The following is a 15,596-nucleotide window of genomic DNA, read 5'->3' on the forward strand; positions in this document are numbered from 1 at the left end:
GCGCCATCGTACGGTGCGCGGCCGACATCCGCGCCGGCAGCCGGCCGATCGGGTCCGGTGCCGGCCTCATTGCAGCTGCACCACCATGCGCACCCAGCCCGCGCCGCCGGGCGCCAGCGGTCCGGTGAAGCGCCATTCGACGGGGCCGGCCGCGCCGGCGGCGGGCTGGGCCGCCACGCTGCAGGCCGGCCCGCCCGGCGGGGGCGTGCCGCAGTCCGCGCTGACGAAGACCGTGTAGGCCGGCGTCCGGTCATGGATGCGCAGGGCCGTCAGCGCCGCGCTGCCCTGGTTGCTGTAGGCGATGGTGTAGACCAGCGCGTCGCCCTGCACCGCCGTCGCCTTGTCGACCTGCTTGGCCAGGCGCAGGCCGGCATCGCTGTCGTCGCCCACCACGGTCACGTCGGTGCGCGTGTGCTCGCCGACCAGGGTGTGGTTCGCATAGGCCAGGCGCGCCGCCACGGCCAGCGGGTACTGGCTGCCCCAGGACGCCTCGGCCGGCACCGCGACCTTCGCGACGATGCACACCGCCTGCGCCGCCACCACCGCACGCGGCGCGGCCACCGCGGGCTCGCCCGCGTCCAGCCGGCCGTTGCAGTCGGTGTCGTCGTAGAGCACCACGCCCCAGGTGCCCCCGGCCGGGCCGGCGGCCGACAGGGTGAGCACACCGGCCGAGCCGGCGGTGAAGCGGTGCGGATAGAAGACGACCGTGCCCGGCAGCGCCGCCTGCTGGCCTTCGGTGTCGAATCGGTTGGCGGGCACGTCGGCGAAGTCCACCCCGGTGTAGCGCTGGCCGGCCGCGGCGCCGAAGCTGGTGCGGTCGGCCACCAGGCTGTAGCTGCCGCCCGTGGTGCCGGCGCTGCCGCCCACCGAGATCCACGACGCACCGTCGGCCTGCGCGCCCTCCAGCCCCGCCTGCGCCACGATCACCGCACCGGCAGCGGCTGCCGGGATCCACAGCGTGTAGGCGCCCTGGTCGGCGGTCGCGGTGCGGTCGATCTCCACCGTGCCGGTGCCGTCGAGCAGCCGCAGCACGCGGCCCGGCAGCCCGGCCTCGGTGCCGTCCCGCTGGGCGTTGTGCGGTGTGCCCCCGCCGGCGCCGGTGTCCTGGAACACACGGCCCGCGACAGTGCTGCCGTGGAAGAGGCCGAAGTGCTGGCCCGACACGTCGGCCGACAACACCACGCCGCGGCTGAGCGTGGGCGCCTCGGTGCCGATCCAGCCCGCCGGCGCCGCCGGCGTGACGGCGGCGGGGGCGTTGCTGCCGTTGACCACCACGAGGTAGTGGCCCACCCCCACCTTCGTGAAGCTGTAGAGCCCGGTCGCCGCGTCGACGGCGGCCACCGCCAGCGCCGGCCCGGCCGGCGTCGCGGCCGGCACGAGCTTGGCGTAGAGCGCCAGGCCCGTGCCCGCCTCCGCGACGTCGCGGCGCGCGTTGTGGTTGCTGTCGCCATAGACCGAGCCGCTGAGGCCGCACACGCGGAAGCTCCCGCCGGCCGTCACGTCGACCTCGCCCAGGCGCACGCCCAGCAGCTCCAGCAGCGGGTCGACCAGGCCGCTCAGCAGCGTGCCCACCAGCGGCGACACCACGCCCTGCAGCAGCAGGTTCAGCACCGGCAGCACGGCGGCGTCGAGCAGCCCCAGGCTCGGCACCACGCCGATCTGCAGCGAACCGCCCAGCGTGGCCAGCAGCGTGTTGACGAAGCCGGCCTGCGTGTAGGCGGTGCGGGTCTGCGGATAGGGGCCGTTGAAGCTGAGCATGCTGGCCGACGGCGCCTGGCCGCGCGCGGCGGCCCGGGCGGTGACGGCCACGGCGGGCAGCGCGTTGATCTTCAGCGCACCGATGACGGCGGGCTTGAGGTCCGTCGCGGGGTTGATCGCGCGGGCACGGTTGTAGAACAGCGCGTCGTCGATCAGGCCGAGGTACACGTCGGCCACGCCCGGCGTCGCCTGCACGCTGAGCGCGCCCGACACCGCATCCACCGCGGCGATGATGCCGTTGGCCCGGGCCACCTCCAGGTACAGGTCCAGGTGCGCCAGCTGCAGCGTGGCGCTGGAGATGCCCACCAGCGCGGTGAGCACGCCGGTATTGACGTTGAGGGACACCAGGTCGATGTCGAGCTTGATCCGCATCGTCGCGGTGTGGAAGCTGCTGCCCGCCGGCCCGCACACGTAGACGGGCGGCTCCACCACCTGGGCCTGCAGCTTGACCTGCTGCAGCACGCTGCCCAGCCCCAGGTCGGCACCCGACACGGTGACCGGTGCGCTCGTCGTCGCCACGTTCCTGCGGTTGTAGAGCTGGACCGCGCCGGTGACGAGCGACAGCGTGTTGATGCGCGTCTCGCCCAGGCCGCCGTCGGTGACGAGCAGGTCGCCCAGGCGGATCGAGCCCGCGGCCAGGCCCAGGCCCGACTGCAGCGGGCCCAGCGCCGCCGCCAGGGCGGTCCTGTTCTCGCCGGTCGCCGCCGTGGCGGCCGCCGCCACCACGTCCGCCAGGCTGGCATTTGTCGTCAGCGCCGTGGCAGGCGACGAGACGCCCAGCCGCGCCTGCAGCGCGTTCAGCAGCCTCAGCAGGCTCACGTCGCCGGCCGCGACGCTGTTCCAGTCGGCCACCGTCAGGTTGAGCGACGAGCCGGTGAGCTGGTTGACGAGCGCGTTGAGCAGCGCACCGCGGCTGCTGCCGACGCTGGCCAGCCGCGGCCCGGCGGACACGCAGCCGCCGTCGGCGCAGGCCAGCGCCGGCGCGGGCGCCAACGCCGCCATCGCCAGCAGCAGGGCCAGCAGCGGCGCAGCGCGCCGGCACAACGATCGCAGAAATCCCAGGCCCATCATCCCTCCAGCCCCGACAGCAGGCGTTCGTCGAACTTGAAGCGCACGCGCAGGTACGCGCCGCGCCGCGTGACGTCGCCGCCCGACAGCTCGCGGTCGTGGAAACCGCGCACGTTGTGGCCGAGCGAGACCCACAGGTTGTCCTGCACGCGCCAGCCCAGCTCGGCGCCGGCCGACACCGCGCGGCTGCGCAGGCGCGCATCGCCCATCACGCTGGCGGCCAGGCCGACATCCCAGCGATCGCCCAGCGCCCAGGTGGCGCGGCCGCCCACGCGCTGCGCGGCGCTGCGCACGCCCAGGCCGTCGATGCGCTCCTCCACCAGCTTGGCGGCGTAGTGGCCGCTGAGTACGAGGTCGCGCGTGCGCTGCTGGTCGGCGTGCACCGAGACGGTATGCACGGTGCGCCGCCCGCCGGCGGCGATGCCGGCCGCGTGCAGCGAACCGCCCTGCGCGAGGCCTTCCTCGCGCTTGTGCTCGTAGCGGCCCAGGCCGTTGATCCGCCGGTCGCCGCTGCCGCGCAAGGCCATGCCGAGCTGCAGCCGCTGCTGCACGCGGTCCGGCGCGCCGTCGTTGCCGCGCGCCTCGGCGTGCACGAAGCGGCCGAGGAAGGTCCAGTCCTGCGCCAGCTTGCGCGCCACGCCGAGCGAGCCCAGTCCGCTGCCGCCCACGGCCGCATCACGCAGCTCCAGGCGCGCGGTGCCCTTCCACAGCGGGTCGGCCGTGTACTCGATGGCCGCGGTGGCGGCGGTGGCGGCCTGCTCCTCGGCGCGCTGGAGCGCGTGCACACGCTCCAGCGTGGTGTCGATGCGCAGGCCCTCGGCCAGCGGCCAGCGGTTGCGCAGGCCGATCGCGGCCTCGGCCTCGCGGCCGCTGATCGCATCGCGCGCGCGGTACTCGCTGAACGCGCGGCCTTCGCGGCCGGCCGGGGCATCCAGGCCCACCAGTGTGGTGTGGCGGCGCTGCGCCGGATCGAGCGTGTAGGGGCCGCCCAGCGACGAGACAAGCTCGTGCCGCGCATACAGGCGCGCGCTGCCGGGCATCTGCCAATCGCCGCCCACGGCCAGCAGGCGCCGCCGGGCATCGTGCACGTCCTGCTCGGCCTCGACGTAGGCCGAGGCGCCCGTCCACCCCGGCAGCGCGCCCGACAGCTTGCCGCGCACGCTCTGCGTGTCCTGCCGTTCGCCGCCGGCGGGCGGCCGGCCGAGCACGCGGCGCACGCCGACCTCGGCCTTGAAGCCCTCGCCCAGGCTGCGCTCGATGCCGAGCAGCACGCCGTCGCGCTGCGCATCGCTGGCCAGGTCGGCGGTGTGCAGCGCCTCGGCCAGCACGCGGGTGCGCTCGTCGATCGACCAGCTCGCCTTCAACCCCGCCTCGCTGCGGCCGGCGTTGAGCGACGACCCCGCATTGAGGAAGCCGCGCTCGCTGCGGCCGGCGAAGGCGCGCAGCTTCAGCGCGTCGCCGTCGTGCTGCAGCTCCACCCGCTGGGCCTGGCCCGTGCCGGCCGCCGGCGTGCCCTCGGCCTGGGCGGCCAGGCCGCCGTCGCCGCGGGTGCGGGCGGCCTCGGCCAACAGCGTGGTCCGTTCGCCCAGCCGGGCGCTGGCATGCACGCCGGCCATCTGGAAGGGGGCCAGGGGATTCCAGTCGCGCACCACCGAGGCGCCGACGGCCAGCCGCTCGCCGAGGTCGGCCTCGAGCTCGGCGCCCGCCACCCAGAACGCCGGTCCGCCCTCTTCCACCTCGACCGTGACGCGCAGCGATACCGGGTTCAGGTCCGCGTCGAGGCTGGGCACGGGCGTGCGCAGCAGCAGGCTGCCGGTGAAGGCATCGAACTCGTAGTTGGTGAAGCGCTGCTGCGGCGTGCTGCGCAGCACCACCGCGGGCTGGTGGCGGTCGCGCACCAGCAGCTCGACGCGCTCGCTGTTCACACGCGCGCCGCCGAGCCCCAGCGCATAAGGGCCCGAGGTGCCGTTGCCGCGCAGCTCGACCACACGCTGGCGCGTGCCGTCGCGGCTGGCGAACACGGTGGCGCGCACCGGCCCGGCCTCGTGCTGCGCCTTCAACCCCGTCAGGCTGCGCTGGTAGGCGCTGAGCTGGCGCGCCGGCTGCGCCGCCGCGGGCTGGGTCGTGAAGTCGCCGTACAGCACGAACGAGGCGCCGCGCTCGACCTTGACGTAGAGCTTGCCGGTGGACTGCGCGTCGAAGCCCTTGACCGACGCATCGCCGTAGACCGGGTAGAAGGCGTCGGGCTGGATGTCGCGGAAGAGGCGCTCGCCCGTGTCCTTGTCGGCGTCGTAGGCCAGCGTCAGCAGCGCGTCGCCGCGCACCTTGCCCTTGAGGAACAGCGCCGCGCGGGCGCCGGTGCGCTCGCCGTGCGCCTGGGCCTGCAGCGCCTGCTCGAAGCCGTCTTCCGCCACCGCGGGCTGCAGGCCCTTGCCGACCAGGCGGCGCAGGTCGATCGTGCCTTCCAGCAGGCCGGCCGCCAGCAGCGGGCGCAGCGCCGGCTCGTAGCGCACGCGGGCGGTGGCCTGCACGGCGCCGGCCGCGGCGGCCAGCGTCGCGTCGCCCGCCTGTGCCGGCGCACGCAGCCCGAGGACCGCATGCCCGCCCTCGACGAAGGTCTGCACGCCGGGCGCGAGCGCATCGAGGTCGGCCACGTCCCACTGCCCCCGGCTGGCCTGCAGCGTGACGGGCAGGCGGCCGGCCACGCGCAGGCCGTGTTCGTCGAGCAGCTCGATGCCCACCGCGGCCACGCCCTCGCCATCGGCCTGCTGGGGCGCCTGCGGCACCACCAGCCGCAGCTGCGCGAGGGCGCCCGGCGCCCGCACCGCCAGCGTTTGGCGGCCGCGCTCGTTGCCGAAGCCGTCGTGCTCGGTCAGGGTCAGCGTGTTCGTGCCGGCCTGCAGCGGCACGCCCACGTATTCGCGCAGCTCGATCTGGCGTTCGTCCTGGCGGACGCGCTCGCCGACGCGGTCCTCGCCAATGGCCTGGCCATTGACGGCCAGCGTGATGCGGGCGCCTGCCCGGCCCTTCACGCGCAGCAGCACCGACCGGCCCGCCACGGCCTGGCCGTCCTGCAGGTCGAGGAAGCCGAGCGACGGGTCGAGCTGCGCGGCCAGGGCCTGCAGCGTGTCGCCGTCGCCCACATCGGCGGCCGGGGCCTCCGCGGCGGAGGCCGGCGGCGCGGCAGGCACCGGCACCCGCATCGACGCAGGCGCCCCGGAGGACACCGCGGCCTCCGCTGCCTCGCCCGGCCGCGTGCCCACCAGGCCGCTGGCCTGCAGCGCACGCACATCGCCCAGCGCACGGGCCTGATCGTCGGGCGTCAGCTCGGTCTTCAGGGCGCTCTCCAGTTCGCGGTCGGTGCGCAGCCGCGCCGCCCGCGCCGCCAGCAGCCCGCGCATCGGCGCATCGCAGCGGTCGATCGCGAAGTCGGCGCGGTGCAGCTCGCCGGGCTGCGGATCGACGAAGCGCGTGGCGCCGTCGCCCGCATGCCGGGCCGAGAGCGCCAGCAGCGATGCGCCCGCCGGCAGGCTGGTGCCGTCGACCTTCAGCACATGCGTGCGCGGCCGCAGCCCGTAGAAGCTGTAGCGGCCGCTGGCGTCGGTGACGGCGGTGCTGCCGTCCTGCAGCAGCAGGCGCACGCCGGGCACGCCGGGTTCGCCGTCGTCCGGCATGCCGTTGGCATTGCAGTCTGCGAACACGGTGCCGAGCACCATCGCCTTGTCGGTGAAGACACCGGGCTGCACCTTCACCTGCACGCGCGCGGCATTGCTGCCGACGAGCGCAGGCCACTCCGCGCGCGCCTGCGCGACGAGCCGGCCATCGCCCTGCAGCGCGATCGGGCCGATGAGCGCACGCAGCTGGAGCGTCTGCGTGCCGCCGGGCGCCAGCCGGCCGAGCCGCATGCGCAGCGCCGGCCCGCGGCCGCCCTCGGGCTCGGGCAACGCCTCGCCGCCCGGCCGGCGCAGCGTGCCCGGCACGTAGGCGAAGCCCTGCGGCAGCCGGGCCGACAGGGTCACCGCATCCAGCACCGACTCCCCTGCGTTCTTGACGACCAGCGTGTAGACGACGGACTCCGCCACCTCGGCCAGGTGGCGCGAGACGCTGGCCTGCACCATCAGCGACTTGAGCATCGGATCGGCCGGCACGTCGTGCCGCGGGAAGGCGGTGTCGGCCTGGATGGCGAACTCGTTGCCGAACGAGAGGGAGGCATGCAGGCGCCGGCGCGCGGGCAGGCCGGCGGGGTCGGCCGCCGACGGGTACTGGTAGCCCGGCGCCTCCACCAGCAGGCGGTAGCGGCCGGGGCCCAGCTGCGGGAAGCGGTAGCGGCCGTCGATGCCGGTGGTCACCGTCGACGGCGCCGGCGTGACGCCGTCGTGCGCCAGCACCCGCGCGGGTGCGCCGGGCGTGCCGCCGTTGGTGCTGCCGTCGACGTCGATGAGCGTGACCTTGGCGCCGGAGAGCGGCTGGTTGCCCCGGCTGTCGAACACGACACCGCCGGAATCGACCTCCAGCGCCCCGCGCACCGTGGCGCCGCAGCCCTCGAGCTCGGCCCACATGGTGTCGCCGCTGCCGTCGTCCTGCCCCATCGCCATCGGCTCGACCTCGGCGCGGAACACGCCCGAGCCGTGATCGGTCTCGGTGGCCTGCACCACGACGCTGCGCTGCGTGTCGCCGGAGACGATGCGCACGGCCACCTGGTCGATGCCGCTGGTGGCGTTGCAGCCGGGCGCGACGGCCTGCACGTGCAGGCGCTGGCCCGCCGCGGCGGTACGCAGCACCACGCGGAAGCCGGCGTCGTAGAAGGCGACCGTGGCCGTCGAAGGCCAGACGGCGGCCACCACCTCGTTGGAGACCTGCCGCATCGCGGCGCGGGGCGCCGGATCGACGTAGTCCAGCCGGGCGCCGGCCGTCACCGTGCGTGTCGGTGCCTGCGCGGCCGCCGGCGGGGCGGCCAGCGCGCCGGCCAGCACCGCCGCCACGGCGGCGATGCGGCATGCGGCGGCCAGCGCGCGCCGGCAGGAGCCGAGCTGCGTCGTCATCGGGAAGCGGCGGGGCGGCGCGGGGGCGGGTCGCGTGGTGGGGGGAAAAGCCGCAGGCGCCCGCGTCAGGGCACGATGCGCACGCCGAAGCGCAGCGTCACCGACAGCCCCGGCGCCAGGGAGGCCACGCTGGCCTGCACCATGCCCATCGCACCGTCGGCCGGCGCCGTCACGCTGCCCGCCGTGGCCGAGGCGGCCAGCGTCGCGCTGTAGACGGTGTAGGCCGGGACGGCATCGCTCAGGACCAGGTCGGTGACCGCGACCGGGCCGGCGTTGGTCGCCGTCACCTCGTAGCACAGGCACATGCCCGGCTGCGCGCCGCTGACGATGGGCGCCATGGTGTAGCTGCCTTCCGGCGTGCCGTCGCAGTTGGCATCGAGCGCCTGCTGCTTGACGAGCAGCACGTTCGAGGCGATCACCGCGGTCGATGCCGTCGCCGCCACCGGCGGCGGGGCGGCCACGCCGCCCAGCAGGCCGGTGGTGGTGGCGGTCAGCGTGGTGGTGTTGGCCGCGCCCACCGCCGCGCCGGCCGGCGCGGTCACCTTGACGAAGAGGCGCGCGCTCTCGCCCACGTCCAGCCCGGCCGCCGTGCTGGCGCCGTTGCTGCCGCCGGTGAGCTGGGACAGGTCGGTGACGACCGGGTCGGAGGGATCGAGCACGCCGTCGTTGTTGCGGTCCCAGTAGATGACGGCGGTGAAGCCCGGCGCGCTGTTGGCCACCGCCAGCGCGACGCTGCTGCCGGCGCCGTCGCCCTCGGCGGCAGTGCCGGTGTTGGTCAGCATGTGGGCGTAGACCATGGTGCCGCCGGCGACGGCCTGGCCGGTGTGGTTGGGCGTGAGGCCCAGCCCGCGCTGCAGGCCGACGACCACCGCATCGTGCAGGCGGTCGGCCGAGCCGGTGGTGGGCGACAGCGCGCGGAAGTAGAGCTGCGTCGTGCCGGCCGCGGCGCCCGCGGGCACGGTCACGTCGGCGTAGACGGTGGACGAGGCGCCGCTGGCGACCACGCCGGTGTTGTCGACCACCGAGCCGTCGGCACGCTTGAACACCACGCTCCAGCCGGCAGGCAGCACCTGCGTCGCGAAGCCCGCGTCGGTGCTCGCCTGCAGCTGGTAGGTGTCGGCGACGGTGCTGCCGTTGGTGGCCACCAGCGTGAAGCGGACAGTGCTGCCGGGCGCGGCCGGCAGCGACACCGCGGCGAGGGCCTCGACGCCCGGGCCGTAGCCCGGCGCGAGCGCGCCGGCGGTGTTGTTGGTCAGGTCGACCCCGCTGCTGCTGACGCCCGTCAGCGTGTTGGTGGCGGTGGCCTGCACGGACGCGTCGGTGCGCGAGGTGGCTTGCACCTGCACGGCGTACGGGCCGCCCGTCGCGCCAGGCGGCAGCGTCGCGCGGACCACGACGGCGTAGGTCGCGCCCGGCGCCAGCGGTCCGGTGTCGGGCGTCTGGTTGCCGTTGCTGTCCAGCATCGGCACGAGGCCGCCGGGCTGGAAGAACTGGAAGGTCGTGCCCGCCGGGAAGCTGGAGGCCAGCGTGGCGAGGTCGAAGCTGTCGGTCGTGTTGCCAGTGTTGGTCAACAGGTCGGTGAACACCACCACGCCGCCCTGCGGCACCGCCGCCACCGTCGCGCCCGCGAGGGTGACGCCGGCGCCCGCCTGCACCGTGTACTGCACCGTGTTGGCGGCGACGGTGGCCAGCGCGGCCGCACCGTCGTGGTAGCCGTAGCGCACCGTGGCCGCGGTGGCCGGGTGCGCGCCGGCCGGCAGGTTGGGGGCGATGTCGACCTTGAAGCTCACGGTGCCGGTGGCGCCCGGCGCCACGGAGGCGATGACGGCGGTGACGCGGTTCGTCGGCGAGCCGGCGAAGTCGTAGACGATGCCGCCCTGGTTGTCGGACGCATCGGCATCGGTCAGCACGGTGGCGCCCGCGCCGCTCCAGCGGCCGCTGCCGGCCACGTAGGCCATGCCGGACGGCAGCACCTCGGACAGCGTGACGTTGGACGCCGTCGTGTTGCCGGTATTGGTGTAGGTGAAGGTGATGGTGCGGCCGCTGGCCGGCGACGGGCCCTGGGTCACGTCGAGCGACTGCGTCACGCCGACGACGGCCTGGCCGGTGACGGTGGTGGCGTCAGTCGCCGTCGCGCTGACGGCGGGCGCGAAGGCACTGGTGGCGGTGACGGCCAGCGCGTTCGTGTTGCCCGCGACGGCGGTGGCGGGCACCACGCCCACCGCGACGAACTTGAAGGCCTGGCCCATGGCCAGCGTGCCGGTGCCGGTGATCGGCACCGCGTTGTCGGGCACGCCGTCGCCGTTGGCATCGGCGAAGAACAGCACGCTCGCGAACGCGAAGGTGCCGCTGCCGCTGGACGACAGCGCGAAGCCGTCCGGCCCGTTGCCGGTGTTGGTCAGCGTATGCGGATAGGCCACCTGCCCGCCGATCGACACCGTCTTGGTGTTGTTGGCCGCCAGGCCCACGCCGGCCACCTGCTGGACCGTGGTGAGCACGGTGTTGGAGGTGACGGTGCGGGTGACCGCGGCGCCGTCCGAATAGGTCGCCGTGGCCTGGTTGCCGATCGCGAGCCCGGCGGGCGCCGCGGCGAAGGCCTGCGGCCCGAGGCACAGCGCCACCACGCCGAGCAGCCAGAGCGCCAGCAGGTCGCGCATCGAGACGCGCAGGGCCAGCTTGATCCAGTCGTACATCACGTCTCCCTTCAGCGCGGCGCGACGGCGGAAGCCGCTGCGGGCGCGGCGAACTGCATGCGCGCACGCACGCTGCGGGTGGCGCCGGCGGGCAGGTCGCCCAGCTGCCAGCGCAGGAAGCGGTATTCGCCCAACGGCACGCGGCGCATCACGCGGCGGCCGTCGGGCATCACCTCGGCGCGCATCAGCGGCACGGCCTCGAAGCGCTCGCCGTCCAGGCTCGCCTGAACCGCCGTATCGGGCGCGCCGGCCGGCGGCTGCCACACCAGCCCGGCCTGCGGGATGGGCAGCGTCACCTGCACGTTGCGCGCGGGGGCGGCACTGCCGTTGGCGTAGGTGGCCTGGTACTCGATGGTGTCGCCCGGCAGCACGCGGTCCACCGGTTCGAGCTGCTCCCGCACGAGGCCCCCCGGCAGCGACGCCGCGGCCACGACCTTCCACGCGGCGAGCCGCACCTCGGCGGCGGCCTGGGCCCCCGCCGCCATCATCAGCAGGGCCATCGCGGCAACGATGCTGCACAAGCGCTTCATGTGATTTCCCATGGGCTCGCCACATGCGAGCCTTCTCGCGGGAGATTTCGGCGGCGGGCGCCGCTGCCTCCATGGGTGGAGGGCACCAAGCTGCCGGGGGTGGATCCGCCCGCCCTGCGGTGGGTGAATTGCCTCCACGGACGCCACAATCAGCAGCTCCGCATCCCCCGACCCTGCATGCCCACCCCGCCCGCGGACGACGGCCGCCCGGCCCGCCTCCACTTCGACCTGACGACGCTCCAGCTCTTCATCGCCACCGCGGAGCTCGGCGGCGTGACGCGCGCGGCCGAGCGGGTGCACATCGCGCCCGCCGCGGCCTCGCGGCGCATCCTCGAGCTGGAATCGCAGTTCGGGCTGCCGCTGTTCGAGCGCCGGCCGCACGGCATGGCGCTCACCGATGCCGGCCGCGCGATGCTGGCCCACGCGCGCAGCATCACCCACACGGTGGTGCGCATGCAGGACGACGCCGCCTCGTACCGCGGCGGCGCGCAGGGCGTGGTGCGCGTGGCCGCGCCCAAGTCGGCCGTGATCCAGTTCCTGCCGCAGGACATCGAGCGCTGCGCGGCCGAGTGCCCCGGCGTGCGCATCGACCTGCAGGAGATGAACAGCCAGATCGTGCAGCAGGCGCTCAAGCGCGGCGTGGTCGACATCGGGATCTACGAGGCCGGCCTCGGCGCCGTCGACCTGCCCTCGCGGCCCTACCGCGGCGACCGGCTCGTCGCCGTCGCGGCGCGCGGCCATGCGCTGGCGGGCCGACGCAGCGTCACGCTCGACGACATCCTCGGCTGCGACCTCATCGGCCTCGGCGAGGGCTCAGCGATCTCGCTGTCGCTCGAGCGGCTGGCCGAGGAGGCCGGGCGCATCCTGCGCATGCGCATGCGCGTGGGCGGATTCGACAGCATCGCGGCGCTGGTGGCGCAGGGCCTCGGCATCGGCGTGATGCCCCAGGCCGTGGCGCGCAGCGTGGCCGGCGGCACCCGCTTCGTGCGCGTGCCGATCGAGGGCGACTGGGTGGCACGCCAGTTCCTGCTGTGCCACCGGCCGCAGGCGGCGCTCTCACGGGCGGCGCAGGCCGTCGTCCAGGTGCTGGCGCCTACGCCAACCGCGAACGCTGCATCGCCGAAATAGCGATGGCCGCGGCGGGGCCGATCGCGAATAGTCGGCGCATTGCACAACGCCGCCCCGACGGCAGGAGACAAGCCCCATGCGACGCAGAACCTTCACCCTGGCCGGCGCGGCCGCCCTCGCCGCCCCCGCCCTGCTGCGCGCCTCGCCGCTGCCGGCCGGCCCGGTGCGCATCGTCGTCGGCTTCGCGCCGGGCGGCGGCACCGACGTGCTGGCGCGCGTGATCGGCCAGAAGCTGGGCACGCTCTGGAACACGACGATCAACGTCGAGAACAAGCCCGGCGCCACCGGCGTGATCGCCGCCGACCACGTGGCCAAGCAGCCTCCCGACGGCACCACGCTGCTGATGGCGCACGTCAACAGCCACGCCATCGCGCCGGCCCTGCTGCAGAACGTGCGCTACGACCCGCGCCGCGACTTCTCCCCGATCGCGCTGGTCGGCGTCACGCCCAACATGCTCACCTGCAGCGATCGGCAGGCCGTGCGCACGCTGCCGGAGATCGTCGAGCTGTGCCGGCGCAACCCGGGCAAGGTGTCGTTCGGCTCGTCGGGCATCGGTTCGGCCCAGCACCTGGCCTTCGAGATGTTCAAGCTCTCGGCCAAGCTCGATGCGGTGCACGTGCCCTACAAGGGCTCGGGCGCGATGATCGTCGACCTGCTCGGCGGGCAGATCGACTACGCCTTCGACACCATGACCGCCGCCACGCCCTTCGTGAAGCAGGGCAAGGCCATCGCGGTCGCCCAGACGCGGCTGCAGCGGGCGAAGAGCCACCCCACCGTGCCGACGCTGGCGGAATCGGGCTTCCCCGGCCTGGATGCCGCCTCGTGGTACGGCCTCGTGGGCCCGCGCGGCATGCCGGCCGAGACCGTGCAGCGCATGAACGAGGACGTGAACCGCGTGCTCGCGATGCCCGACGTGGCGCAGAAGCTCGAGGAGTTCGGCGCCGAGGATGCCGGCGGCAGCAGCCAGAAATTCGCGTCGTTCATCGTCAGCGAGCACGCCAAGTGGGGCAAGGTGGTCAAGGACGCCGGCGTGCGCCTCGAGTCCTGAACGCCTCCCTCCCCTCCTTCGAAACCAGGACCGATGCCATGACGACGACCACCCAAGCCCCCCGACCCGACCCCGCCGCCCGGCCCCTGCCGCTGGCCGGCGTGCGTGTGCTCGACGTGAGCCAGGTGATGGCTGGCCCCTACGCCTGCATGCTGCTGGCCGACCTGGGCGCCGATGTGGTGAAGATCGAGCCGCCCGGCGGCGGCGACCAGACGCGCGGCGCGATGGGCTTCAAGATGAAGGGGCCCGACAGCATGGGCTTCCTGAACATGAACCGCAACAAGCGCAGCGTGACGCTGGACCTCAAGTCCGAGAGCGGCCGCGAGGTGCTCTACCGCATGGCCAAGGAAGCCGACATCCTGGTCGAGAACTACCGCCCCGGCGTGATGAAGCGCCTGGGCATCGACTACGACACGCTGGCCGCGCTCAACCCGGCGCTGGTCTACGTGAGCATCTCGGGCTTCGGGCAGTCCGGCCCCTGGGCCGGCCGGCCCGGCTTCGACCTGATGGCGCAGGCCATGTCGGGCGTGATGAGCGTGACGGGCTACCCGGGCAGCGCCCCGGTGAAGGCCGGCGTGCCGGTGGCCGACATCGGCTGCGCGCTCTTCGCCACCTACGCGATGCTGTCGGCCTACATCGGCGCCAAGGCGACGGGGCAGGGCCAGTACGTCGATGCGTCGCTGTTCGATTCGGCGCTGGCCTTCTCGGTGTGGGACATCTCCGAGTACTGGGGCACCGGCCGAGAGCCCGAGCCGCTGGGCACGGCCAACCGCATGAGCGCGCCGTACCAGGCGATGAAGGCGGCCGACGGCTGGTTCGTGATGGGCGCGACCAACCAGAAGCTGTGGCAGACGCTGTGCCGCGTGATCGAGCGCCCCGACCTGCTGGCCGACGCGCGCTTCGCCACCGTGCCGCTGCGCCTGGCCAACCGGCTCGTGCTGGTCGAGGAACTGGAGCGCAGCTTCGCGGCCGACACCAGCGAGCGCTGGATCGAGCGGCTGCTGGCCGAAGGCATCCCGGCCGGCCCGATCCTCACCTACCCGCAGGCCTTCGACAGCGAGCACGGGCGCCACCGCCGCATGCGCATGGAGATCGACCACCCGATCGAAGGCAAGGTGCCGAACATCGGCTTCGCGGTGAAGCTGCAGGGCACGCCGCAGCAGGTGCGGCGCCATCCGCCGCTGCTGGGCGAGCACACGCAAGAGGTGCTGGCCGAGTACGGCATCGGCGACGACGAGCGCCAGGCGCTGGCCGCGGCCGGCGCGTTCGGGCGATGAGCGGCGGCGCGCCCGATGGCCGGGTCGTCCTGGTGCAGGACGGCGCCGTCGCCACCCTCACCTTCGACCGCCCGGCCGCGCGCAACGCGATGACCTGGGCGATGTACGAGCAGCTCGCCGCGCACTGCCGGCAGCTGGCGGCGCAGCGCACGGCCCGGGTGGCGGTGCTGCGCGGCGCCGGCGGCGAGGCCTTCGTCGCCGGCACCGACATCGCCCAGTTCCTGGGCTTCGGCAGCGGCGAGGCGGGGGGCGAGGACGGCGTGGCCTACGAGCGGCGCATCGACGAGGGCATCGCGCTCATCGAGGCGTTGCCGATGCCCACCGTCGCGGTGATCGAGGGCTGGGCGGTCGGCGGCGGGCTGGCCATCGCGACGGCCTGCGATTTCCGCCTCGCGACGCCGTCGGCGCGCTTCGGGGTGCCGATCGCGAAGACGCTGGGCAACACGCTGTCGATCGCCAACCTGGCACGGCTGCAGGCGGCCTGGGGAACGCAGCGCGTCAAGCGCATGCTGGTGCTGGCGGAGGTGCTCGACACCGCCGAGGCCCAGGCCTGCGGCTACCTGCACGAGGTGTGCACGGCCGATGCGCTGCCGCCCGCGCTGGCCCGGCTGTGCGACCGGCTGCTGTCGCTCGCGCCGGTCACCCAGGCCGCGGCGAAGGAAGGCCTGCGCCGGCTCACGGCGGCGGGGCTGCCGGAGGCCGACGACCTGGTTCGCCGCTGCTACGGCAGCCGCGATTTCCGCGAGGGCGTCGAGGCCTTCACGGCGCGCCGCGCGCCGCAATGGCAGGGCCGCTGAGCGCCCGCGGCCCTGCGGCCGGCGTCAGCGGTCGAGGTGGCGGAAGCTGATCCGCGCCTTGGAGAGGTCGTAGGGCGACAGCTCGAGCGACACGCGGTCGCCCGCCAGCACGCGGATGTGGTTCTTGCGCATCTTGCCGGCGGTATAGGCCACCAGCGAGTGGCCGTTCTCCAGGGTCACGCGGTAGCGCGAGTCGGGCAACACCTCCGAGACGACGCCTCGCATTTCGATCAGTTCTTCTTTGGCCAAGCGGCA

The 15,596-nt window shown here is 74.4% G+C and carries 9 protein-coding genes; 4 read left to right on the forward strand and 5 right to left on the reverse strand.

The genetic code is table 11. From position 1 onward, the window contains the following. Nucleotides 1-66: 66 nt before the first annotated feature. The 4 genes from V4F39_RS04500 to V4F39_RS04515 all read right to left on the reverse strand — a co-directional run bounded on the left by V4F39_RS04500 (nt 67) and on the right by V4F39_RS04515 (nt 11,091). Entirely contained in the window at nt 67-2,826 is a 2,760-nt protein-coding gene (locus V4F39_RS04500; RefSeq protein ID WP_332288110.1) for a hypothetical protein, read from the reverse strand. After that, a complete protein-coding gene (locus V4F39_RS04505) occupies nt 2,826-7,868 on the reverse strand; it encodes an SdrD B-like domain-containing protein (RefSeq protein WP_332288111.1) in 5,043 nt (1,680 codons plus the stop codon). The genes V4F39_RS04500 and V4F39_RS04505 overlap by 1 nt, the downstream gene beginning before the upstream one ends. A gap of 65 nt (nt 7,869-7,933) precedes the next feature. After that, nucleotides 7,934-10,561, reverse strand: a complete 2,628-nt coding sequence (locus V4F39_RS04510) for a hypothetical protein (RefSeq protein ID WP_332288112.1) — start codon at nt 10,559-10,561, stop codon at nt 7,934-7,936. Nucleotides 10,562-10,572: 11 nt separating this feature from the next. Further along, entirely contained in the window at nt 10,573-11,091 is a 519-nt protein-coding gene (locus tag V4F39_RS04515) for a hypothetical protein (RefSeq protein WP_332288113.1), read from the reverse strand. A gap of 177 nt (nt 11,092-11,268) precedes the next feature. Here V4F39_RS04515 and V4F39_RS04520 point away from each other — a divergent pair, with 177 nt between their 5' ends. The 4 genes from V4F39_RS04520 (at nt 11,269) to V4F39_RS04535 (ending at nt 15,341) form a co-directional block, all read left to right on the forward strand. Then, complete coding sequence (locus V4F39_RS04520; RefSeq protein WP_332288114.1) at nt 11,269-12,219, forward strand: LysR family transcriptional regulator; 951 nt, start codon at nt 11,269-11,271, stop codon at nt 12,217-12,219. A gap of 76 nt (nt 12,220-12,295) precedes the next feature. Further along, on the forward strand, nt 12,296-13,267 hold the full coding sequence (locus tag V4F39_RS04525; protein WP_332288115.1) for a Bug family tripartite tricarboxylate transporter substrate binding protein: 972 nt from the start codon (nt 12,296-12,298) through the stop codon (nt 13,265-13,267). A 38-nt stretch (nt 13,268-13,305) separates the two neighbouring features. Next, nucleotides 13,306-14,544, forward strand: coding sequence for a CaiB/BaiF CoA transferase family protein (locus V4F39_RS04530; RefSeq protein WP_332288116.1), 1,239 nt, complete (start codon nt 13,306-13,308; stop codon nt 14,542-14,544). Further along, a complete protein-coding gene (locus V4F39_RS04535) occupies nt 14,541-15,341 on the forward strand; it encodes an enoyl-CoA hydratase/isomerase family protein (RefSeq protein ID WP_332288117.1) in 801 nt (266 codons plus the stop codon). Before V4F39_RS04530 ends, V4F39_RS04535 begins: the two co-directional genes overlap by 4 nt. 24 nt (nt 15,342-15,365) lie before the next feature. Here V4F39_RS04535 and infA read toward each other — a convergent pair whose 3' ends face one another. Beyond that, complete coding sequence (infA, locus tag V4F39_RS04540; protein WP_332288118.1) at nt 15,366-15,590, reverse strand: translation initiation factor IF-1; 225 nt, start codon at nt 15,588-15,590, stop codon at nt 15,366-15,368. Nucleotides 15,591-15,596 lie beyond the last annotated feature (6 nt).

Source organism: Aquincola agrisoli, from assembly GCF_036621135.1.
GTDB classification, from domain to species: domain Bacteria; phylum Pseudomonadota; class Gammaproteobacteria; order Burkholderiales; family Burkholderiaceae_C; genus Aquincola; species Aquincola agrisoli.